Consider the following 21,137-nt stretch of genomic DNA (forward strand, 5'->3'; position numbering starts at 1 on the left):
ACCGTGCCCGAACAGACCACGCCCCGCCCCGACCGGCCCGGACCCGATCCGACCGGCACCGACACGCCCCGCCCCGACACCCAGGGGGCCACCCCCCGCTGGCAGGACACCGCGCTGCCGCCCGAGGCCAGGGCCGACGCCCTGCTCGCCGAGCTGACCCTGCCGGAGAAGGCCGCGCAGCTGTACGGCGTCTGGGTGGGCGCCTCCGCCGAAGGCGGCGAAGTCGCCCCGCACCAGCACGAGATGGAGGCGCCCGCCGACCTCGACGCCCTGCTGCCGCACGGACTGGGCCAGCTCACCCGGCCGTTCGGCACCGCCCCGGTCGACCCGGCGCTCGGCGCACTGTCGCTGCTGCGCACCCAGCGCCGCATCATGGCCGCCGGCCGCTTCGGCATCCCCGCGCTCGCCCACGAGGAGTGCCTCGCCGGGTTCGCCGCCTGGGGCGCCACCGCCTACCCGGTGCCGCTGGCGTGGGGGGCGACCTTCGACCCGGAGCTCGTGGGCGCCATGGCCGGGCGGATCGGCCGCGACATGCGGGCGGTCGGCGTCCACCAGGGGCTCGCGCCGGTGCTGGACGTGGTGCGCGACCCGCGCTGGGGCCGCGTCGAGGAGACCATCGGCGAGGACCCGTACCTGGTCGGCACGATCGGCACCGCCTACGTGCGCGGGCTGGAGTCGGCCGGGGTCGTCGCCACCCTCAAGCACTTCGCGGGCTACTCCGCCTCCCGCGCCGGCCGCAACCTCGCGCCGGTGGGCATGGGCGGCCGGGAGCGCGCCGACGTGATCCTGCCGCCGTTCGAGATGGCGGTGCGCGAGGGCGGCGCCCGGTCGGTGATGCACGCCTACACCGACACCGACGGCATCCCGTCCGCGGCCGACGAGCAGTTGCTGACCGGGCTTCTACGCGACACCTGGGGCTTCACCGGCACCGTCGTCGCCGACTACTTCGGCGTCGCCTTCCTCCACACCCTGCACGGCGTGGCCGGCACCCTCGCGGAGGCGGCCGGTGCCGCGCTCGGCGCGGGCGTCGACATCGAGCTGCCCACCGTCAAGGCGTACGGCGAGCCGCTGCTCGCGGCCGTCGCCGAGGGGCGGGTGCCCGAAGCGCTGCTGGACCGCGCGGTGCGCCGGGTGCTGGTGCAGAAGGCCCAACTCGGCATGCTGGACGCCGACTGGGACCCGGTGCCGCCGGTACTGGCCGGCCGCGCCCCGGACGCCGGTCCGGACACCGGCCCGGACGCCGGTCCGGACATCAGCTCGGACACGGACGCGGACGCGTCCTCGGTCGAGGCGCTGCGCGGCAGCGTGGACCTGGACTCCCCCGCCAACCAGGACCTCGCCCGCCGGCTCGCCGAGCGCAGCGTGGTGCTGCTGCGCAACGACGGCACCCTGCCGCTGGCGCAGCCGGGCACCATCGCGGTGCTCGGCCCCAACGCCGACACGCCCACCGCGGTCCTGGGCTGCTACTCCTTCCCGGTGCACGTCGGGTCGCAGCACCCGCAGGTGCCCGCGGGGATCGAACTGCCCACGCTGCGGGAGGCGCTGGCCGAGCAGTTCGCCGGCAGCCGGATCGTCTCGGCGCCCGGCTGCGCGGTGGACACCCCCGACACCGGCGGCATCGCCGCCGCGGTGCGTGCCGCGGCCGAGGCCGACGTGGTGGTGCTCGCGCTCGGCGACCGGGCCGGGCTCTTCGGCCGCGGCACCAGCGGCGAGGGCTGCGACGCGCAGTCGCTGGCGCTGCCGGGGGTGCAGCGGCAACTGCTCGACGCGGTCCTGGACACCGGCCGGCCGGTCGTCGTCACGCTGCTCGCCGGGCGCCCGTACGCGCTCGGCCGCGCCGCGCGGGAGGCCGCCGCCGTCGTCCAGACGTTCTTCCCCGGGCAGATGGGCACCGCGGCGCTCGCGGCGGTGCTCGCCGGGCAGGTCGAGCCGTCCGGGCGGCTGCCGGTGAGCGTGCCGGCCCACCCCGGCAGCCAGCCGTCCACCTATCTGACCGCGCGGCTGGGGCAGGCCAGCGACGTGTCCAACGTCGACCCGACCCCGGCCTACCCCTTCGGGCACGGGCTGGCGTACACCTCCTTCGCCTGGACGGAGTTGGACACTGCCGCCCCGCGGGCGGGCACCGACGGCGCGCTGCGCTGCGCCTTCACCGTCCGCAACACCGGGCGGCGCGAGGGCACCGAGGTGGTGCAGGTCTACCTGCACGACCCGGTCGCGTCCGTGGTCCGGCCCGAGCAGCGGCTCGTCGGCTACCGGCGGGTGCACCTCGCGCCCGGCGCGGCGGCCCGGGTGGAGCTGACCGTGCCCGCCGACCTCGCCGCGTTCACCGGGCGCGACGGGCGCCGCGTGGTCGAACCGGGCGCGCTCGAACTGCGGTTGGGCGCGTCCAGCGCGGACATCCGGCTGACCGCCGCGTGCGAGCTGACCGGCCCGCCCCGCACGGTGGACCACACCCGCGCCCTGCACCCGCATTTCACGGTGGCGCAGGTGTGATCCCGCGGGCGCCGCGCCGCTGCCGCAGGGCGCTCAGGTCAGCGGCGCAGCGCCCGCCGGGCCAGCCAGTTGCCGAGGAACTGCCCGGCCTGCACGATCACCACGATGGTCGCCACCGTGATGTACACGATCGGCCAGTTGTACCGCTGGGAGCCGTAGGTGATCGCGAAGTCGCCCAGCCCGCCGCCGCCGAACAGGCCCGCCTGCGCGGACATGTCCACCACGGCGACGAAGATGAACGTGTAGCCCAGGACGATCGGGCCGAGCGCCTCCGGGATCAGCACCGTGACCAGGATGCCGATCCGGCGGGCGCCGGCGGCCCGGGCGGCCTCGATGACGCCGGGGTCGACGGTCAGCAGGCTCTGCTCGACGATCCGGCTGACCGCGAACGCCGCCGCCAGCGACAGCGCGAACGTCACCGCGTTCGTGCCGATCGTGGTGCCGATGGTGTGCAGCATCAGCGGCTGGATGGCCGTCAGGAAGATCACGAACGGCACCGGGCGCACCACGTTGACCAGGATGTTCACCGCGAGGAACACCGCGCGGTTACCCAGCAGGCTGCCGGGCCTGGTCGCGTAGAGCAGCAGCCCGAGCGCCAGGCCGAGCAGCCCGCCGACCGCGGTGGAGATCAGCACGATGAAGAAGGTCTGCCGGATCGCCTCGCGGTAGACCGGCAGGTTGGTCACGAACTCGTGCATCTCAGTCGTCCTCCTCGGTCAACTCGACGCCGTCGGCCCGCAGTTCGCCCAGGGCCGCGTCGATCGCGGCGGGCGCGCCGACCAGCTCGAAGGTGAGGCTGCCGACCGGCCGCTCCTGGAGTTCCCCGACGCCGCCGAAGACGATCCCGGCGGCCACCTCGTGGTCCAGGAACGCCCGGGCCACCCGGGTCTGGAACCCGGTGCGGTCCTGCACCCGGACCGAGACGATCCGGCCGGGGTGCCGCTGCCGCAGCCGCGCGAGGGTCTCCTTCGAGGGCCGCTCGCGCAGCGCGGTGCCCAGCAGCCGCACGGCCGCGTCGCTGCGCGGGTGGGCGAAGACGTCGTAGACGCTGCCCTCCTCCACCACCCGCCCGGCGTCCAGCACCGCGACCCGGTCGGCGACCGCGCGGATCACGTCCAGCTCGTGGGTGATGATCACCACGGTGACGCCCAGGGTGCGGTTGGCCCGGCGCAGCAGGTCCAGCACCTCGGCGGTGGTGCCGGGGTCGAGCGCGCTGGTCGCCTCGTCCACCAGCAGCAGCGAGGGCTCGGTGGCCAGCGCGCGGGCGATGCCCACCCGCTGCTTCTGGCCGCCGGACAGCTGCTCGGGGTGGTCGCGGGCCCGGTCGAGCAGTCCGACGAAGTCCAGCAGGGCGGCGACCCGGCGGTCCCGGTCCGGCTGCCCGACCCCGGCGACCTTCAGCGGGTAGGCCACGTTGCCGACCACCGTGCGGGAGCGGAAGAGGTTGAACTGCTGGAAGACCATGCCGATGTCGCGCCGCACCCCGCGCAGTTCGCGCTCGGCGAGCCCGGTGAGGTCGTGCCCGCCGACGTGCACGCTGCCCGAGGTCGGCGCCTCCAGGCCGTTGATCAGCCGCACCAGGGTGCTCTTGCCGGCACCGGAGTGGCCGATGATGCCGAACACCTCGCCGCGGCGGATCTCCAGGCTGACGTCGTCCAGCGCGGTGAACGGGGTGCCGCGCCGCCCCTTGCCCGCGAAGGTCCGGTGTACGTGCTCCAGCCGCACATGCACCTCCTCCGGCCGTTCCCGCCTCTGCTCCGGCCGTTCCCGCGCCTGCTCCGGCCGTCCGGCCGGCTCGCTGCCGGTCATGCCGCCGCCCTCCCCGACTCCCGTGTCCGCACGGCTACTTCTTCGCCGCTTCGGCCTGCTTCTGGACCGTGGCCAGCTCGGTGCGCAGCTGCGCGGCGGGCACGGTGCGGAAGACCGCGGTGCCGCCGTTCGCCTCCTGCACGCCCTTCTCGACCGACGGGTCGTGGTAGAGCGCGGCGAGCTTGAGGTAGGTGGGGTTGTCCTGGTCGGCGGCGCGGGCGGTGAAGATGTTCACGTAGGGCGCGGCGCTGGCGCTGGCCGGGTCGTCCTGGAAGACCACGTGGGACTGGGTGAGCTTCGCGCTGGTCGCGTAGTTGTTGTTGACGATCGCGGCCGCGACCGAGCCGCTCTGCAACGCGCCGGCGGTCTGCGAGGCGTCGAGCGCGGTGACGTCGACCTTGTGGGTGAGGATGTCGGCGGTGCTGGAGAAGGCCGATCCGCCGTCCTTGAGGGTGAGCAGCTTGGCCGCCTGGAGCACCAGCAGGCCGCGCGCTTCGTTGATGGCGTCGTTGGGGATGGCGACCTTGGCGCCGGCCGGCAGCTGCGCCGGGGAGGAGTACTTCAGCGCGTACAGCGGCAGCGGGTAGACGGCGGTGGCGCCGATCGGCTGGAGGTCGTCGTGCGCGGTGACGTTGTAGTTCGCCAGGTACTGGATGTGCTGGAACTCGTTGAGGTCGAGCTGCTTCTCCTTCAGCGCCGGGTTGGGCTGGCTGTAGTCGTTGAAGTTGACCAGTTTCACCTTCACGTCGAGCTTCTTCTCCGCCAGCGCGGAGAAGGTCTTCCAGTACGGCTCGGACGCGTCGGTGACGCCGATGCTCACCGTCTTCTTGTCCGAGCCGCCGCCGGAGGACAGCACCAGTCCGACGATCAGCCCGGCGACCACGACCACGGCGGCCGACGCCACCCAGGTGATCCGCCGCCGGTTCCAGCGGGCGGGCGGCAGTTGCGGGGCGTTCGACGGCTCGTTCGGCGACGGCTGCGACGGCTCGCCGGATATCGGCGTTCCAGGCGTTTCGGACATGGCGGGGCCCTCCAGGGGACGGTGGAGACGGACGGACGGGGGCGGGAACGGTTTCAGGGCACGCGGGCAGCACGGCACGGCCGCGCGGCGGCGGCAGGCGGCATGCGGCGGGTGGCCAGTGGCGGCAGATGGCCGCCGGCGCGGAACGCGCGGAACGGGGGTTCGGCAGACCGGACTACGGCGCCGGGCGCACCCGCGCGGGCCGCGGACCGTACGGGTCCTTCGGCGGGGCGTGGTGCACAGGGCACGGGCGGACCCGGATCAGGAGGCTGATGCCTGCCCGCGCGGTCCGCTTCGGCTGCCGGTCAGGGACACAGGCAGCTGGCGACACGCGCATAGTCGATGACGCGTCGAGTCGTCAGCAGTGCGGTGTCCATGCCGATCACCCTAACAGCACCGCGGGGTGGCAATGGACATGTCCAGCAACACGGTGCGGTCACGGGAAACGGGCGGGGCCGCCCGCGGGCGGCCCCGCCCCCTACCGGTGCGGCTACTCCTCCAGGGTCAGGTAGAGGCGGGTGCCCTGCGGGGTGAAGCCGAGGCGTTCGTAGACGCGGCGGGAGTCGTCGCCGGAGTACTCCAACCACACCGAGGCGGCGCCCTGTTCGAACATCGCCGCGGCGACGGCGGCGGTGACGGCCGCGCCGACACCGCGGCAGCGGAAGGCGGGGCGGGTGCCGATGCCCGCCACCTCCGCGGTGCCGACCGCGGGCGGGGAGCAGGACGCGGCGCCGGCGCAGCCGCCGTCGGCGGTGCGCGCGTACCGCACCGCTCCCCCGCCGTCCTGGAGGCGCCGCAGCCGCGCGGCGCCCTCCGGCGAGGCGGTGGACTCCCCGGTGAACGCCTCGGCCAGTGCCGCGTCGATCGCCGTGTACTCCGGCTCGGCGGTGGGCACCGCGACGGCGAACCCGGCGTCGGACGGCGGCGGCACGGTCAGCGTGCCCGGCTCGCAGACCAGGTACGTGTGCACCGCCTCGGTGCCGAACCCGGCGGCGCGCAGCGCGGGTTCGACCGCGGGCGCGCTGTCGGGCGCGAACTCCAGCCGCGGGGTGAGCCCGCGGCCGCGGAAGGCGGCGACCAGCGCCGCGACGTCCGCAGCGGTCGGCTCGGCGCCGGGCAGCGGGGTGGCGTAGTTGACGAAGGGGCTGGTGGTGGCGGGGTCGAAGCCCGCGACGAACCCGCCGGTCGCCACGGCCTCGGGGCGGCGGCGGAGGTTGGCGACGGCGAAGCTCTGCACAGGGGTGCGCATGGTGGTGGTGTGGCCTCACGGAACGTGGGTGGTGCGCCGGTCCCGGGCTGCCGCGGGTACGGCGCCGGCGGGGGGCGCGGGGCGGGCCGCCCCCGCGCGAGGGCGACCGGCGGTGCCCGGGGCACCGCGGTGGCAGGCCGCGTACGTCAGAGCGCGCGGCACGAACGGGCGGCGGCGCCGCGGACCGTTGCGTGCGTACGGCGGCCGCTGCGGGACGCCGGAACCATGGACTTCGTTCCCCACCGTGAGAGCGTTGCGTGCGAGCACCCGGGCCGTCACGGCCGCGGGCGGGGCCGACTCTGCCAGGGCGCCCCCGCCGGGCGCAACAGGTTTTCCGCCGGGCCGTGGTGCGGTGGTGCGGGGCGGGGGCGGGAACCTTGAGGGCGCGTCGGACCCCACGGGACCCTCCGGCGCCCCCGGTGTCAGGAGGAGCCCGGCACGGAGCGGGCGCGCAGGTGGACGCGCTCGCCCTGCGGCCCGAAGAGGGCGAGGAACTCCACCGGCCGGTCACCGGCGTTGGCGAAGCCGTGCGGGGTGCGGGTGTCGAACTCGGCCGCCTCGCCCGCGGTGAGGATCACGTCGCGGTCGCCGAGGGCGAGCCGGAGCCGGCCGGAGAGCACGTAGAGCCACTCGTAGCCCTCGTGGGTGCGCTGCTCCAGCGGGCTGTCCGGGTCGGGGCCGCCCGGCCGGACCGGCATGATCTGCTTGTAGGCGTGCAGCCCGCCGAGGTAGTGGGTCAGCGGCACGTAGGTCTGGCCGTGGCGGGTGAAGGGCCGCGGGTGGATGCGCGGGTCGCCGGTCGCGGGCGCGCCGACCAGTTCGTCGAGGGGCACGCCGTACGCCTTGGCCAGCGGCAGCAGCAGTTCGAGGGTGGGTTTGCGGCGGCCGGACTCCAGCCGGGACAGGGTGCTCAGCGAGATGCCGGTCTCCTCGGCGACCCGGGCGAGGGTGAAGGTGCGGGCGTGGCGCAGGCTGCGCAGCCGGGGGCCCACTTCGGCGAGGACTTCGTGCAGTTCGGCCATATCCGTATGTGCCATCCCGGCAACGCCGTTTGTCAAGTTCCGCCGCGCGGCGCGGTGCCCTGCCGTACGGCGGACAGTCCCGCGCACTATCGTCGGACCGGCGGCGTCCTCGTCCCTGACCTGGTACGCGGCGGCACCGCACCACCGCACGAGCGCACGCCCGCACGACCGCACGACCGCACCGCCGCACCATCGACCCGGGGAGCCCGCACACCCATGGCACAGCATCCGACCGACCGGCACACCGCCCTCATCGAGGACCTGCTGGCGCAGATGACCCCGGCGGAGAAGTTCGGCCAGCTCCAGCAGCTCGCGTGGAACGGCGACACCGGTCCGGGCGGCGGCCAGAACCACCTGGCGGAGGCCGCCGCGCGCGAGGGTCGGCTCGGCTCGGTGCTCAACCTGGTGGGCGCCGCGCACACCAACGCGCTCCAGAAGCTGGCCGTGGAGGAGTCCCGGCTCGGTATCCCGCTGCTCTTCGGGTTCGACGTGATCCACGGCTACTGGACGACGTTCCCCGTGCCGCTGGCGCAGGCCGCGAGCTTCGACCCGCAGGTGGCGGTCGCGGACGCGCGGACCTCGGCGCGGGAGGCCCGGAGCAACGGCCTGCACTGGACGTTCGCGCCGATGATGGATGTGACGCGCGAGCCGCGCTGGGGCCGGATCGCGGAGAGCTGCGGCGAGGACACCTACCTGACCGCGCGGTTCGCGGCGGCGAAGACGCACGGCTACCAGGGCACCGCCGCCGAGCAGGGGTACGACGGCGCGAGCGGCGACCTCGGCGACCTCCTGCGCGCCGACGCGGGCGGCGCCCCGGACGCCGCTTTGGGCGCGGACCTGTACGGGGGCGACCGGCTCGCGGCCTGCGCGAAGCACTTCGCCGGGTACGGCGCGGTGGAGGGCGGCCGCGACTACAACACCGTGGACCTGTCCGCGCGCCGGCTGCGCAACGTCTACCTGCCGCCGTTCGCGGCGGCGGTACGGGCCGGGGCGGCCACGGCGATGGCGGCGTTCAACACCGTCAACGGGGTGCCCTCGCACGCCAACCGCCCGCTGCTCCAGGGCGTGTTGAAGGACGAGTGGGGCTTCGACGGGGTCGTGGTGAGCGACTGGGGCGGCGTGGACGAGCTGATCGTGCACGGCTTCGCGGCCGACGGCGCCGACGCGGCCCGCCTGGCGCTGGGCGCGGGCCTGGACATGGAGATGGCCGGCACCCACGTGGGCGACCACGGCCCCGCGCTGCTGGCCGCGGGGCTGGTCGGCCAGGGCCGGCTGGACGACGCGGTCCGCCGGGTGCTGCGCCTGAAGGCCCGGCTCGGCCTCTTCGACGACCCGTACACCGACGAGGCGGCGGAGATCGCCGGGCCGACCGCGGAGAGCCGGGCGGCGGCGCGGCGGGCCGCGGCGCGCTGCGCGGTGCTGCTGAAGAACGACGGCGGGGTGCTGCCGCTGGACCGCAGCGGCGGCGGCTCGCTCGCGGTGGTCGGCCCGTACGCGGACTCCGCCGACCTGCACGGCACCTGGTCCGGTCCCGGCGAGCGGCGCTTCCCCGCGGTGAGCGTGCTCGCGGCGCTGCGGGCGGCGGCGCCGGAGCTGCGGATCGAGCACGCCGCCGGCGGCGCGGCGGCCGTCGAGGCGGTGCGCGCGGCGGACATGGCGCTGGTGGTCGTCGGCGAACAGGCCGCGCTCAGCGGGGAGGCGTCCTCGCGCGCCGACATCACGCTGCCGGGCGGGCAGGAGGAGCTGATCGCGCAGGTCGCGGCCACCGGGCGGCCGTTCGCGGTGGTCGTGGTCGCCGGGCGCCCGCTGGTCACCGAGCGCTGGATCGAGCGGGCCCCCGCGGTGCTGCTCGCCTGGCACGGCGGCCTCGAGGCCGGGCCGGCGCTGGCCGACGTCCTGTTCGGCGACGTCAACCCCGGCGGCAAGCTACCGGTGACGCTGCCCCGCTCGGTCGGGCAGCTCCCGCTGTACTACAACCACGAGAACACCGGCCGCCCGGCGGACCCCGCCGACCCGGCGAAGCCCTACGTCACCGGCTACCTCGACCAGCCGTACGGGCCGCGCTTCCCCTTCGGGCACGGCCTGTCCTACACCTCCTTCGAGGTCGGCGCGCCGACCACCGCGGCCGGCAGCGTCGCGGTGGCCGACCTGCTGGCCGGGGCGCGGGTCGAGGTCGCCGTGCCGGTCGCCAACACCGGTGCGCGCGACGGTGACGAGGTGGTGCAGCTCTATCTGCACGACCCGGTCGCCTCCGTGGTGCGGCCGGTGCGCGAGCTGCGCGGCTTCCGGCGGGTCGCGCTCGGCGCGGGCGAGCGCACCGAGGTGGTCTTCTCGCTGGGCGCGGCCGAGTTCGGCTTCCTCGCCGACGACACCGGCGCGCTGGTCCTGGAGCCCGGCCGGATCGATGTCCACGTGGGCGGCGACTCGCAGCGCACCCGGCGCCTCGCCCTGACCCTCGTGTGACCGCTCGCCGGGCGGGCAGTGGGGTCAGGGCGTGACGACGGTGGTGCGGTCGGCGGGGAAGCCCTTGTCCCACCAGTGCCGGTAGCGGCTGTAGACGGCCGGTTCGCGGTCGGCGAGCAGCGCCGACAGCCGCTCGGCCTCCTCGGTCAGCGCGCGCCACCGGGCTGCGCGGAGGGGGCGGAAGGCGGTCAGCTCCACCCCGCCGTCCACGGCCCGCCAGACCCCGGCGACCTGCCCGTCCACCAGCAGGGTCGGCAGGGTGTCGCCGTTGCGGCGGACGATCAGCGGGCGGTACTCCTCGGGGACGATCCGGCCGTGTCCGGCGTAGGCCATCAGCACGCTGTCCCACATCGGCAGCAGCCGCGGCGGGGCGGGCGTGTCCGGCTCGGGCACGGTGGCGTCCGCCAGGTCCAGCAGGGCGCCGGAGTCCGGGCCCGCCACGGGCACCACCCGCTCCCCGAGCCGGTCCAGCGCCCGGCGCACCACGGGGCTGGTCAGCAGCGTGAACCGGGCGAAGTCGCGCGCCGTCGCCGGGCCGAAGGCCCGCAGGTAGGCCAGCAGCAGCCGCTGCACCGCCGCGTCCTCGGCGGTGTCCGCGCCGGCCTCCGGGCCGAGGTCAGGGCCGGGGTCCGTCGAAGGGGCCGCCGGGGCCGCGCGGTAGGTGTTCGGCAGCCGGAACGCCCACGGGCCGCCGGTCGGCACATGGTGCAGCGGCGCGTACGTGCGCAGCGCCCACCACAGGCGCTGCGCGCCCGCCCCGAACCGCCGCCCGAGCTCCTCCTCCATCTGCGCGCCGGTCCGCGGTCCCGCCAGCAGCCCGGGCAGCTCCACGAGCAGCCCGTCGGCGTCGGCCGCGGTCAGCCCGGCCGAGGTGAAGCGGCGGTCGTACACCCGCGCCCCCCGCAGACTGGCGCGCATCGCGGCATGGCAGTCCGCGTAGTCCGCGCCGTGCACGGCGTGCAGCGTGATCCGCATCAAGCTCGCCTTGACGACCCGGCCCTGCGCGAACGCCGCATCGAGGTCGTCCGGCGCGAAGCCGCTCACCCGGTTCCACAGCGCGAGATACGGCGACGCGGCAGCCTGCGCCTGCGCGGCGCATATCCGGCGCACCGCCTCGGCCACGTCCAACGGCTCGCGCCGGAGCAGGAGTTGGCGGTCCAGGGTGGCCAGGGTGAGCTGCCGCGCGGTGATGCCCATCCAGGGATTATGCCGCGCCGGCGCGAGGGCGGTACGGCCCGCACCGGGCCGGTGCGGCCGGCCGCGGCACCCGGCCGCCGCGACCTATCGCCGGTCCGCGCCGCCGAGCCGGGCCGCCGGGGCCGTCGTACGCTGCGGGGACCGGCGCGACACGTTGACGCGCGGCGCCTCCCGCGAGGCCGCCCGCGCAGACGAAGGGCGGCTGAGTTCCCTGATGGCATCGACGACGTACACCGTGGCACCGATCAGCACCCGGCGGCATCTGGAGTTCGTGGCGGCGCGGGGCGGCGCCAGCCATACGCAGATGCCGGCGTGGGGCGGGGTGAAACCGGACTGGCGGGCGGAGAGCCTGGGATGGTCGGACGCCGCGGGGCAGCTGGTCGGGGTGGGTCTGGTGCTGTACCGGCCGCTGCCGGGGGTGCGGCGGTCGCTGGCGTACCTGCCCGAGGGCCCGGTGATCGACTGGCACGCAGCCGACCTGGACCGGTGGCTGGCGCCGCTGGTGGCGCACTGCCGGGCGCAGGGCGCCTTCGCGGTGCGCGTCGGGCCGCGGGTGGAGGCGCGCACCTGGGACGCGGCGGCGGTCAAGGCCGCGATCGCCGACCCGGGCATCACCCGGTTGGGCCAGGCGGCGCCGACGTGGCAGGACCCGCGGGCCGGCGAGGTGGCGGCGCGGCTGCGGGCGGCGCGCTGGCGGCCGGCCAGGACCGGCGCGGACGGCTTCGGCGCGGGCCAGCCGCGGTTCGTGTGGCGGCTGCCGGTCGCGGACCGGGCCCCACAGGACCTGCTGCGCGGCTTCAGCCAGCAGTGGCGGCGCAACGTGAGGAAGGCGGAGAACGCCGGAGTGAAAGTGGTCCGCGGCGACGCCGGGGACCTCCCGGAGTTCCACCGGCTGTACGTCGGGACCGCGGCGCGCGACGGCTTCCTGCCGCGCCCGCTGCCGTACTTCCGGCGGATGTGGGACGCCCTGACCGCCGAGCACCCGGACCGGATGCGGCTCTACCTCGCCGCGCACGACGGCGACGTGCTGGCGGCGGCGACCATGCTGACGGTCGGCGGGCACGTCTGGTACTCCTACGGCGCCTCCGCGGTGCTGCGGCGCGAGGTGCAGCCGAACAACGCGATCCAGTGGCAGATGATCCGGGACGCCTGCGAACTGGGCGCGTCCGTCTACGACTTCCGCGGCATCACGGACACCGTCGACCCGGACGACCCGCACGTGGGGCTGCTGCGCTTCAAGTCGGGTGCGGGCGGCGAGGCGTGCGAGAACCTCGGCGAGTGGGACTTCCCGGTCAACCGGGTGCTGCACCGCGCCCTGGACGCGTACCTCTCCCGCCGCTGACGGCAAGTCCCCGCGCTACGGCCGCAGTTCGGCCAGGCGCAGCCGGGCGAAGGCGATCCGCTCGTACGCGCTTGCCGCACCGGTCTCGTAGAGCAGGCCGACCTCGCCGGGGCCGGTCTGCACCAGGTCGCTGTAGGCGGCGGGGAGCGGGGACAGGGTCAACACCTCCGTCCAGGTCCGGCCGCCGTCGGTGCTCGCGCGGACCGCCATGGCGGCGCGGGCGTCGGGGTCGGCCGGCCCGGCGAACAGCAGTGGCCCGGCGGCGGGTTGCAGCAGGCTGCCCTGCACCACCGGTCCGGCCAGGCCCGGTTGGGGCGCGTACGGCTGCTCCAGGTGTGCGCCGCCGTCCGCGCTGCGGGCGTCGACCCGGACACCGGGCGCGCTGCCGTTCTGGTTGCGTGCGTTGAAGTAGACGGTGCCGTCGGGCAGTTGGGCGGCGGCGGTCTCGTTGGCGTTGACCACGCCGTCGGGGGTGTCGTCGAGGAACCCGATCCGCCAGGTGGTGCCGCCGTCGTCGCTGAGCAGGCAGTGCCCGCCGTAGTACTTCGCCTCGGTGCCGGTGTCCGCGGAGCCGGCGGGCGGCGGCACCGAGTGGTTCGCGGGTGCCACGAGGCGGCCGCGGTGGCGGCCGGCCGTCAGCGCGATCGCGTGGCCGGGGCCGGTGGCGTACCAGCGCCAGTCCGGGTGCTTGGCGGTGGCGGTGATCTCGCGCGGCGCGGTGAACGTCCGCCCGTCGTCCGTGCTGTGCTGCACCCACACCCTGCGGCCGTCCGCCGCGGACGCCTGGCCGGACATGATCTGCGCCTCGGTCACCCCGGCGCCGTTGGTGCAGGTCAGCAGAGTGATACGGCCGGTGCGCGGGTCCACCACGGGGGCCGGGTTGCCGTGGGTGTCGCTGCCGTCGCCCGCGACCACCGCCTGCGCGGCCCAGGTGCGGCCGCCGTCGGCCGACCGCTTGGCGACGACCACGGTCCGCGCGCTGTCCGCGCTTCCGCTGCGCGCCTCGGCGAACGCCACGAGGGTGCCGCGCACCGTGCGGACCACGGCGGGGATGCGGTAGACGGCGTAGCCGTCCGCGCCGGAGGTGAACACGGTGGTCCCGGGCGCCGGAGCGGTCGGGCCGCCCTCCGCGGCGGCGGCCCGCGTCGACAGCCCGGCGAAGCCGAGTGCTCCGGCGGCGAGCGGCAGTACGACGAGCCTGCGGCGGCTGAACGACATGCGCGGTCTCCTCTTCTCCGAACAACGTGTTCTCCGAACAACCTGTGTGAACGGCTGCTCCGAACGGTCCGCCGGTGCTGCTTTCCGTGCCGCTGTTTCGTGGGGTGCTCCGGCCGCCGCCCGGCTATCCGACCGGGCCCAGTTCCGCGGCGCCGACCCGGGCGGCGACGGCGGCCGCCTCCTCCGGGGTGAGGGGCAGCAGCGGGGGCAGGGTGCGGCCGGAGCGGATGACGCGGCGGGCCACGAGCGCCGCCTTGAACGCGCCCAGGGCGGCGGACATCCGCCCGATCCGCCCCCGGTCGGGCACCTCGATGATCCCGAACAGCTCGGTGAGCCGCCGCTGTTCGGCCCGCGCGGCGGCCAGGTCCCCGCGCCGCGCCGCCTCGTAGAGCCGTACGTAGCCGTGCGGGTCGACGTTGCCGAGGCCGGGCACGATCCCGTCCGCGCCGCGCTCCATCGCGAGGTCGGCGAGCGTCTCGGAGCCGGTCAGGCACCCGGCGCCGCTGCCCGCGGTGCCGTCGAGCACCCGTTGGAAGCCTTCCAGGTCGCCGGAGGAGTCCTTGACCGCGGCGATCACCTTGTCCTGGGCGAGGCCCACCAGCAGGGCGGGCGACAGCTTGACGTGGGTGTTGGCCGGGATGTCGTAGGCGACCAGCGGCACGTCGAGCGCGGCGTGCAGGAGTGCGAAGTGGGCGCGCACCTCCGGCTCGGTGACGCCGACGTAGAAGGGCGCGGTGGCCACGACCGCGTCGGCGCCGATCGCCGCCGCGCGCCGGGCGTGGTCCAGCACGCGCAGCGTCCCGGTGTCGATCACCCCGGCGAGCACCGGGACCTGCCCGGCGGCGGTGCCGACGACCGTGCGCAGCGCGGTGTCCCGTGCGGTGTCGGTCAGTTGGGCGATCTCCCCGGTGGAGCCGCCGACGAACAGGCCGTGCACGCCCGCGTCGAGCTGGAAGGCGGCGAGCCGCTCCAGCGACGCGGTGTCCACGTCCCCGTCGTCGGTCAGCGGGGTGCACAGGGGAGGGACGACTCCGTGGAACATCAGGTCCTCTTCGAGGTGTCGGGGTCGGGGCCGGCGCCGTTGCCGGCGGCGGGTGGTGGTGCGGGCGGTGCGGGAGGTCCTGGCGGTGCGGCGACGGCCGCCGGGCCGGTGTCCGCGGCCGGGCCGTGGCGCGGGGCCGGGCCCTCGCGCGGGGGCAGCCCGGCGCGTTCCGCCCGCCGGTCCGCGGCCGCCTGCACCCGGGCCGGTACGTCGCATCCGACCAGCAGGACGACGAGCGCGGTGAGCGCCACGCCGAGCACGGCGATCGAGGTACCCAGACTGAGGGGCTTGGCGAGCTTCGCACCGAGGATCGGGGCCGCGGCGCCGCCGAGCGCGCCGACGTTGTAGCTGAAGCCGAGCGCCGCCGCCCGCATCTGAAGCGGGTAGTGGTCGCTGACGTACTTCGGCAGCACCCCGGAGCCGCCCGAGCCGGTGCCGACCAGCAGGAACAGCAGCACCCACATCCACACGGTGTGGCCCGAACCGAGGGCGAAGACCGGCACCACGAAGGCGAGCGAGGCCGTCAGCATCCCGGTGTACGCGATCCGCGTGCCGAACCGGTCCCCGAGGTAGCCGCTGAGCACGGAGCCGACCGCGTAGCCGCAGCCCGCGTACAGCAGCGCGTCGGAGACCTGGTCCGGGCTGTAGTGCAGCGAGGTCTTCAGGTAGGTCGGCAGCAGCGCCTGGAGCGGCCAGGAGTACAGGAACGCGCAGAACACGGTGACCATCAGCGCGACCACCACCGGCCACAGCCGCCCGGCGAACTGGACGGTCAGCGTGACGAAGCAGGCGGTGACCACCGCGACGAGCGCGAGCGTGACGGCCGTGTCCTGCCCGCGCAGCACCGCGACGAGCGCGACCGCGGCCACCAGGCAGAGCACGATGTTGGCCGCCCGGCGCCGGCCGGCGGCGAAGAGGATCGCGGTGGCGCTGACCGGGCGGCGCCCGGCGTCGGCGGCCTGCTGCCACTCGGCGGCCTCCGGGAGCTTGCGCCGCAGGTAGATCGCCAGGACCACCGGCAGCACCCCGATCCAGAACAGCACCCGCCAGCTGCTGTGCGGCACCACCCACGCGTAGGTCTTCGCGGCGAGCACCCCGCCGAGCGGGTAGCCCGAAAGGATCATGCCGCTGGCGGTGTTGCGGAGTTTCCGCGGCCAGCTCTCGATGAGGTAGGTGACGCTGGTGCCGTACTCGCCGGCCATGCCGAGGCCGACGACCATGCGGAAGGCGAAGAGCGACCAGTAGCCCCAGGAGAAGCCGCACAGCACCGAGCCGGTCGCGTACAGCGCGATGCTCAGCACCATCGCGGGGCGGCGGCCGAAGCGGTCGCCGAGCGCGCCGATGGCCAGGCCGCCGAACCAGCGGGAGACGAAGGCCGCGGAGACCAGGGTCGCGGCGGTGACCGTGGAGAGGTGGAAGTCGTGGGCGATCTCGGTGAGGACCAGCGTGATCAGGACGAAGTCGAAGCCGTCCATCGCGTAGCCCAGCCAGGCCGCGGTGAACGCCTTCCAGTCCTGGCCGGACAGCTCCGCGCGCCAGCGCAGGGGTGGGGCCGTCGAGCGGCTCATGCGGCTCTCCTCCTCGGGAGCGGGCTGGGACGGCGGACTCGGAGCGGGGCCGGGTCCTCCGATGAGGTTGGACGTAGGACGTCCGACGTCCTACGGTCCCGGTAACGTAGGCGCCATGCCCGCTGAGCGCAAGCCCCTCGCACCGAAGGACGCACCGCGCGCCCGCGGCCGGCAGCCCTCGGTCCAGGACCGGATCACCGACCTGATCGTCGAGCTGGACCTCGACCCGGGGGACGCGCTGCCGCCCGAGCCGGAGCTGATGCGGGCCCTGGGGGTCAGCCGGAACTCGGTGCGCGAGGCGCTCAAGGGCCTTCAGGCGCTGGGCATCGTGGACGTCCGGCACGGCTACGGCACCTACGTCGGCACCGCGCAGCTGCTGTCCATGGCGCCCGGGCTGCTCTTCCACGCGCGGCTGGCGGTGCGGCGCGAGCACCCCGGCGCGCTGCGCGACATCGTGGAGGTGCGGGCGCTGCTGGAGAGCGGGCTGATCCGGCGTTCGGCCGTCGAGCTGTCCGGCGCCGATCTCGACCGGCTCCAGGCGGAGTTGGACGCGCTGGCCGCCGACGGCGCCGCGGCCCGCGCCGACCACGACCGGCGCTTCCACGAACTGCTCTACGAGCCGCTCGGCAACGCGCTGGCGCTCCAGCTCATCGCGCTGTTCTGGGGGGTGTACCGGCAGCTCGAAGGCGAGGTGGGCAAGGCGCGCACCGACCACGAGCAGGTGGTGCGCCAGCACCGCACGGTGCTGGCCGCGCTGCGCTCGCGCGACGCGGACGCGGCGGCGGCCGCCATCGCCGAGCACTTCGCGGACGTCATCGCCCGCACCGAGCAGTGGGCGGTGGACCGGGCCCGCCCGGCGTGAGGCCCGGCGCGGTGCGGCCGGGTGCGCGCCGACGCGTGTAACGCGGTGAAACGGCCGGCGCACCCTGGTGGGCTCGCGGACAAGGGGGTTACGCTGCCCGGGCGAAACGGGAGGGTGTAACGCGTGGCGAGCGGGAGCGGTAACGCAGGCGGCGGGGCCGGAGGCGGGGGCACGGGCACCGGCACCGGCACCGGCCGGGCGACGGTCCGGGCGATCGCGGCCGAGGCGGGGGTGTCGATCGCGACGGTCTCGCGGGTGATGAACGGGCAGGTGCGGGTCGCGCCCGACACCGAGAGCCGGGTGCGGCGGGCGGTGGCCCGGCTGGGCGCGCAGGCGCCGGCCCGGCGCGGCAGTGCGACCGGGGCGATCTACGTCCGCTGCCCGTACGTGCTCACCGACTACTTCGGGGTGATCGTCTCGTCGGTCGCCGAGGCGGTGGACCTGCACGGGCGGCGGCTGGTGCTCAGCGCGGGCGACGCGGCGCGGGCCACCCAGGTGCTGCCCTCGCTGCCGGACGACCCGGGCATCGCGGGGGCGCTGCTGATCGTCCCGCCGGAGCCGGAGCGGGAGTTGGAGGCGCTGCGGGCGAAGGACTTCCCGTTCGTGGTGATCGATCCGCGCACGCCGCTGCCGCGGGACATCGCGTCGGTGTCGGCGGCCAACCTCACCGCGGCCCGCAGCGTCACCGCGCACCTGGTGGAGCTGGGGCACCGCAGGATCGGGGTGATCGGCGGGCCGAGCGACTGGCTGGTCTCCAAGTCCCGCCTGGCGGGCCACACGTCGGCGCTCGCGGACGCGGGCGTGCTGCCCTCCCCCGAGCTGGTCCGCTCGATCGAGCCCACCGCCGGATGGGGTTACGCCGCGGCCTGCGAACTCCTCGACCTGCCCGAACGCCCCACCGCGCTGGTCGCGTTCAACGACAAGGCCGCGGTCGGCGCGCTGCGGGCGGCGTACGAACGGGAGTTGGCGGTGCCGGCGGACCTGTCGATCACCGGCTTCGACGACATCGACCTGAGCCGCAGTACGGTGCCGCGGCTGACGACGGTGCGCCAACCCCTGGAGGAGATGGGGCGGATGGCGGTCTCGCTGCTGATGCGGCTGCTGGAGCAGCACACCGTGGAGACCCTGCATGTGGAGCTGGCCACCGAGCTGGTGCTGCGCGGCTCCACCGGTCCGGCGCCGGGGGGCGCCGGGTGAGCGAACCGTTCAGCCTCCAGCCGCTGCGGCCCGAACACGCCACCGCCGTGCTCGCCTTCGAGCGCGAGAACCGGGCGTACTTCGCCGCCTGGGTACCCGACCGCGGCGACGCGTTCTTCGCCGACTTCGACGCCCACTTCGCCCAGCTCCTCGCCTTCCAGGCCGCCGGCGAGGATTACCCGCACGTCCTGCTCACCCCGCACGGCGACGTCGCCGGCCGCGTCAACCTCTACCGCGTCACCCCCGAGCGCTCCGCCGAGCTCGGCTACCGCATCGCCCAGCACGCCGCCGGCCGCGGCCTCGCCACCGCCGCCGTCCGCGAGATCTGCCACCTCGCCGCCACCGCCTACGCCCTCACCGCCCTCACCGCACGCGTCACCGACGACAACCCCGCCTCCCGCGCCGTCCTCGAACGCAACGCCTTCCGCCCCACCACCCCCCTCACCCTCAACCACAAACCCGCCACCGCCTTCCACCGCCCCCTCCCCTGACACCGCCTCAGCCCGCGGCGCCGGTACCGGTGAGCGCGGCGAGGATGTGCGGCCACGCGGCCCGCCCCAGCGCCGCGTCGGCGCTCGCGCTCCCGCCGTAGGCGAAGTGCGGGGAGGCCGCGGGCGGCGCCTCCCCGGGCAGCACCGGCCGGTGCCCCGCGTCCAGCCGGGCGACCAGCCGCACCGGCAGTCCGGCCCGTCTGCGGCGTACGGTCAGGATCTCCGCGTAGCGGTGCGAGGGCCACATCGCGTCGTCGCCGCCCGCGACGAGCAGCAGGTCGGCGCGAGCCCGCTCCACCGGTATCCCGGCGGCCGGCAGCAGGTGCGCGTCGGTCCGCTCGCTCAGCTCGTACCAGCCCCTGATCGCGACCGGGCCCGAACCGGCCGCGGGCCGGGTCCAGTTGTCGTCCATCGGCACGAACGGCAGCGGCTGCCCGCGCCAGGTCCACGAGGAGCGCTGCGGCCGGTCCCGCCCGTCGTGCCCGGGCCCGACGTTGCACCAGACCCACGCCGTGGGCGACAGCGCCACCACGGCGTCGATCCGCGGGTCGTGCACGGCGGTGAGCAGCGCGGCCTCGGCGCCCTTGGACACCCCCAGCACGCCGATCCGCCGCGCCCCGCCGTCGCGGAGCAGATCCACGGCCGCGGTGAACGTCTCCAGCGGGACCTCGCAGATGCCCGGCGGCTGCCCGGGCCCGCCGAACCAGCGGAACGCCAGGGCCCGCATGCCCTGCCGGGCGAGCACCCGCGCGCGTTCCCGCTCGAACCGCCCGCTGGAGCCGCCCAGTACCACGACCCCGACGTCACTGCCGCCGGGCGGTTCCACGAGGACGCCGTCGTACGGGGCGGGCAGGGGGCGTTCCTGCGGGTCGGTGGAGGTCACGCTTCGGACGGCGGGGGCAGGGGGCGGAGGATGCGGGCCGGGTTGCCCACGGCCAGGACGGACGGCGGGAGGTCCTTGGTGACGACGGAGCCCGCGCCGACCACGGTGTTCGCGCCGATGGTGACGCCGGGGCAGACGATGGCGCCGCCGCCGAGCCAGACGTTGTCGCCGATGGTGATGGGCAGGGCGCGTTCCCAGCCGGCGCGGCGGCGGTCGGGGTCCAGTTCGTGGGTGGGGGTGAGGAGTTGGACGTTGGGGCCGATCTGGACGTCGGCGCCGATGGTGATCGGGGCGGCGTCGAGGAAGACCGCGTTGAAGTTGACGAAGGTGCGCGGGCCGATGGTGATGTAGGTGCCGTAGTCGCACTGGAAGGGCGGGCGGACGCGCACCTCATCGCCGACCGAGCCGAGCAGGTCGCGCAGCACGATCCCGCGCTGCTCGGGCCCGGTCGCGGAGTTGAACGCGCGGCACAGCTCCTCGCGCCGCCTGGTGTCCGCGCCCAGTTCCTCGTCGTCCGCGATGTACCACTCGCCGGCCAGCATGCGTTCCTTGTTCACACCCATGGCCCCCAGTGTGCCCGGATGGAGCAGGGGGAGCGGGCGGGGGCGGGGAGCCGTGCTTACCGTCGGGACATGACTTCCATCGAATCCGTGGTCCTGGAGGCGGCGGACCCCGCCGCCGCCGAGGAGTTCTACGCCGCCGCCTTCGGCCTGGGCGGGCGGCTGCGGGTGCGGCCGGCCGAGGGGGAGACCAGCGGCTTCCGGGGCTTCACGCTGTCGCTGACGGTGGCCCGGCCGGCCACCGTGGACGGCTTCCTCCAGGCGGCCCTGGACGCGGGCGCCACCGCGGTGAAGCCGGCCGCGAAGTCGTTCTGGGGCTACGGGGGCGTGGTGCGGGCGCCGGACGGGGCGCTGTGGAAGGTGGCGACGTCGGAGAAGAAGGACAAGGGCCCGGCGACGCGGGAGGTGGACCGCTTCGTGCTGCTGCTGGGCGTGGCGGACGTGAAGGCCACCAAGGAGTTCTACGTCGGGCAGGGCCTGACCGTGGGCAAGAGCTTCGGCCGCAAGTACGTGGAGTTCGCCGCGCCCGGCAGCCCGGTGCAGCTGGCGCTGTACGGCCGGGCGGCCCTCGCCAAGGACGCCGGGGTGCCGCCCGACGGCAGCGGCTCGCACCGGATGGCCGTGGTCGGCGGCGACCGGGGGGCCTTCACCGACCCGGACGGCTTCGCCTGGGAGCAGCCCGCCTGAATCGGGCGCCGGGCGCGGCGGCCCGGCGCCCAC

General features: G+C 75.5%; 18 protein-coding genes. 7 read left to right on the plus strand and 11 right to left on the minus strand.

The features are described 5' to 3' along the window. Window positions 1–3: 3 nt before the first annotated feature. Window positions 4–2,493 carry a beta-glucosidase family protein gene (locus tag WA788_RS24490; RefSeq protein WP_443034093.1) on the plus strand — a complete coding sequence of 830 codons (2,490 nt, stop codon included), beginning with the start codon at window positions 4–6 and terminating at the stop codon, window positions 2,491–2,493. Window positions 2,494–2,531: 38 nt separating this feature from the next. Here WA788_RS24490 and WA788_RS24495 read toward each other — a convergent pair whose 3' ends face one another. The 5 genes from WA788_RS24495 to WA788_RS24515 form a co-directional block, all read right to left on the minus strand. Then, window positions 2,532–3,191: an ABC transporter permease subunit gene (locus WA788_RS24495; RefSeq protein ID WP_335980825.1), complete on the minus strand. Its 660-nt coding sequence runs from the start codon at window positions 3,189–3,191 to the stop codon at window positions 2,532–2,534. Between the two features lies 1 nt (window position 3,192). Continuing rightward, entirely contained in the window at window positions 3,193–4,302 is a 1,110-nt protein-coding gene (locus tag WA788_RS24500; protein WP_335980826.1) for a methionine ABC transporter ATP-binding protein, read from the minus strand. A 34-nt stretch (window positions 4,303–4,336) separates the two neighbouring features. Next, on the minus strand, window positions 4,337–5,323 hold the full coding sequence (locus WA788_RS24505) for a MetQ/NlpA family ABC transporter substrate-binding protein (RefSeq protein ID WP_335980827.1): 987 nt from the start codon (window positions 5,321–5,323) through the stop codon (window positions 4,337–4,339). 490 nt (window positions 5,324–5,813) lie between these two features. Further along, window positions 5,814–6,572, minus strand: coding sequence for a GNAT family N-acetyltransferase (locus WA788_RS24510; RefSeq protein ID WP_335980828.1), 759 nt, complete (start codon window positions 6,570–6,572; stop codon window positions 5,814–5,816). A gap of 422 nt (window positions 6,573–6,994) precedes the next feature. Continuing rightward, entirely contained in the window at window positions 6,995–7,609 is a 615-nt protein-coding gene (locus WA788_RS24515) for a helix-turn-helix domain-containing protein (protein ID WP_335980829.1), read from the minus strand. Window positions 7,610–7,810: 201 nt separating this feature from the next. Here WA788_RS24515 and WA788_RS24520 point away from each other — a divergent pair, with 201 nt between their 5' ends. Then, window positions 7,811–10,057, plus strand: coding sequence for a glycoside hydrolase family 3 N-terminal domain-containing protein (locus tag WA788_RS24520; protein WP_335980830.1), 2,247 nt, complete (start codon window positions 7,811–7,813; stop codon window positions 10,055–10,057). A gap of 24 nt (window positions 10,058–10,081) precedes the next feature. Here the strand turns inward: WA788_RS24520 and WA788_RS24525 are convergent, their stop codons facing one another. Then, complete coding sequence (locus tag WA788_RS24525; protein ID WP_335980831.1) at window positions 10,082–11,254, minus strand: winged helix DNA-binding domain-containing protein; 1,173 nt, start codon at window positions 11,252–11,254, stop codon at window positions 10,082–10,084. 214 nt (window positions 11,255–11,468) lie between these two features. Between WA788_RS24525 and WA788_RS24530 the strand changes: the two genes are divergently transcribed. Next, a complete protein-coding gene (locus WA788_RS24530) occupies window positions 11,469–12,596 on the plus strand; it encodes a lipid II:glycine glycyltransferase FemX (protein ID WP_335980832.1) in 1,128 nt (375 codons plus the stop codon). Between the two features lie 15 nt (window positions 12,597–12,611). Here WA788_RS24530 and WA788_RS24535 read toward each other — a convergent pair whose 3' ends face one another. The 3 genes from WA788_RS24535 to WA788_RS24545 all read right to left on the minus strand — a co-directional run bounded on the left by WA788_RS24535 (window position 12,612) and on the right by WA788_RS24545 (window position 16,424). Beyond that, window positions 12,612–13,814, minus strand: coding sequence for a sialidase family protein (locus WA788_RS24535; RefSeq protein ID WP_335980834.1), 1,203 nt, complete (start codon window positions 13,812–13,814; stop codon window positions 12,612–12,614). Window positions 13,815–13,938: 124 nt separating this feature from the next. Next, window positions 13,939–14,856 (minus strand): dihydrodipicolinate synthase family protein, encoded by a 918-nt coding sequence (locus tag WA788_RS24540; RefSeq protein WP_335980835.1) that lies wholly within the window; start codon window positions 14,854–14,856, stop codon window positions 13,939–13,941. Beyond that, window positions 14,856–16,424, minus strand: a complete 1,569-nt coding sequence (locus WA788_RS24545; protein WP_335980836.1) for a sialate:H+ symport family MFS transporter — start codon at window positions 16,422–16,424, stop codon at window positions 14,856–14,858. Before WA788_RS24545 ends, WA788_RS24540 begins: the two co-directional genes overlap by 1 nt. Before the next feature lie 115 nt (window positions 16,425–16,539). Between WA788_RS24545 and WA788_RS24550 the strand changes: the two genes are divergently transcribed. The 3 genes from WA788_RS24550 to WA788_RS24560 all read left to right on the plus strand — a co-directional run bounded on the left by WA788_RS24550 (window position 16,540) and on the right by WA788_RS24560 (window position 18,974). Next, window positions 16,540–17,286, plus strand: coding sequence for a FadR/GntR family transcriptional regulator (locus WA788_RS24550; RefSeq protein WP_335980837.1), 747 nt, complete (start codon window positions 16,540–16,542; stop codon window positions 17,284–17,286). Between the two features lie 123 nt (window positions 17,287–17,409). Next, on the plus strand, window positions 17,410–18,483 hold the full coding sequence (locus WA788_RS24555; RefSeq protein WP_335980838.1) for a LacI family DNA-binding transcriptional regulator: 1,074 nt from the start codon (window positions 17,410–17,412) through the stop codon (window positions 18,481–18,483). Continuing rightward, entirely contained in the window at window positions 18,480–18,974 is a 495-nt protein-coding gene (locus tag WA788_RS24560) for a GNAT family N-acetyltransferase (RefSeq protein ID WP_335980839.1), read from the plus strand. The genes WA788_RS24555 and WA788_RS24560 overlap by 4 nt, the downstream gene beginning before the upstream one ends. 7 nt (window positions 18,975–18,981) lie before the next feature. Here the strand turns inward: WA788_RS24560 and WA788_RS24565 are convergent, their stop codons facing one another. Beyond that, window positions 18,982–19,857, minus strand: coding sequence for an acyl-CoA thioester hydrolase/BAAT C-terminal domain-containing protein (locus WA788_RS24565; protein ID WP_335980841.1), 876 nt, complete (start codon window positions 19,855–19,857; stop codon window positions 18,982–18,984). After that, on the minus strand, window positions 19,854–20,420 hold the full coding sequence (locus WA788_RS24570; RefSeq protein WP_335980843.1) for a sugar O-acetyltransferase: 567 nt from the start codon (window positions 20,418–20,420) through the stop codon (window positions 19,854–19,856). The genes WA788_RS24565 and WA788_RS24570 overlap by 4 nt, the downstream gene beginning before the upstream one ends. A gap of 69 nt (window positions 20,421–20,489) precedes the next feature. Here WA788_RS24570 and WA788_RS24575 point away from each other — a divergent pair, with 69 nt between their 5' ends. After that, on the plus strand, window positions 20,490–21,104 hold the full coding sequence (locus WA788_RS24575) for a glyoxalase (RefSeq protein ID WP_335980844.1): 615 nt from the start codon (window positions 20,490–20,492) through the stop codon (window positions 21,102–21,104). Window positions 21,105–21,137 lie beyond the last annotated feature (33 nt).

Source organism: Streptomyces sp. CA2R106 (assembly GCF_037034245.1).
GTDB lineage: Bacteria > Actinomycetota > Actinomycetes > Streptomycetales > Streptomycetaceae > Actinacidiphila.

What these genes read in the sequence shown, in the direction of transcription:
- WA788_RS24495 (WP_335980825.1), bottom strand. Translation starts at nt 3,191, where the DNA reads ATGCACGAGTTCGTGACCAACCTGCCGGTCTACCGCGAGGCGATCCGG.
- WA788_RS24515 (WP_335980829.1), bottom strand. Translation starts at nt 7,609, where the DNA reads ATGGCACATACGGATATGGCCGAACTGCACGAAGTCCTCGCCGAAGTG.
- WA788_RS24550 (WP_335980837.1), top strand. Translation starts at nt 16,540, where the DNA reads ATGCCCGCTGAGCGCAAGCCCCTCGCACCGAAGGACGCACCGCGCGCC.
- WA788_RS24570 (WP_335980843.1), bottom strand. Translation starts at nt 20,420, where the DNA reads ATGGGTGTGAACAAGGAACGCATGCTGGCCGGCGAGTGGTACATCGCG.
- WA788_RS24535 (WP_335980834.1), bottom strand. Translation starts at nt 13,814, where the DNA reads ATGTCGTTCAGCCGCCGCAGGCTCGTCGTACTGCCGCTCGCCGCCGGA.
- WA788_RS24545 (WP_335980836.1), bottom strand. Translation starts at nt 16,424, where the DNA reads ATGAGCCGCTCGACGGCCCCACCCCTGCGCTGGCGCGCGGAGCTGTCC.
- WA788_RS24510 (WP_335980828.1), bottom strand. Translation starts at nt 6,572, where the DNA reads ATGCGCACCCCTGTGCAGAGCTTCGCCGTCGCCAACCTCCGCCGCCGC.
- WA788_RS24525 (WP_335980831.1), bottom strand. Translation starts at nt 11,254, where the DNA reads ATGGGCATCACCGCGCGGCAGCTCACCCTGGCCACCCTGGACCGCCAA.
- WA788_RS24575 (WP_335980844.1), top strand. Translation starts at nt 20,490, where the DNA reads ATGACTTCCATCGAATCCGTGGTCCTGGAGGCGGCGGACCCCGCCGCC.
- WA788_RS24540 (WP_335980835.1), bottom strand. Translation starts at nt 14,856, where the DNA reads ATGTTCCACGGAGTCGTCCCTCCCCTGTGCACCCCGCTGACCGACGAC.
- WA788_RS24520 (WP_335980830.1), top strand. Translation starts at nt 7,811, where the DNA reads ATGGCACAGCATCCGACCGACCGGCACACCGCCCTCATCGAGGACCTG.
- WA788_RS24505 (WP_335980827.1), bottom strand. Translation starts at nt 5,323, where the DNA reads ATGTCCGAAACGCCTGGAACGCCGATATCCGGCGAGCCGTCGCAGCCG.
- WA788_RS24500 (WP_335980826.1), bottom strand. Translation starts at nt 4,302, where the DNA reads ATGACCGGCAGCGAGCCGGCCGGACGGCCGGAGCAGGCGCGGGAACGG.
- WA788_RS24530 (WP_335980832.1), top strand. Translation starts at nt 11,469, where the DNA reads ATGGCATCGACGACGTACACCGTGGCACCGATCAGCACCCGGCGGCAT.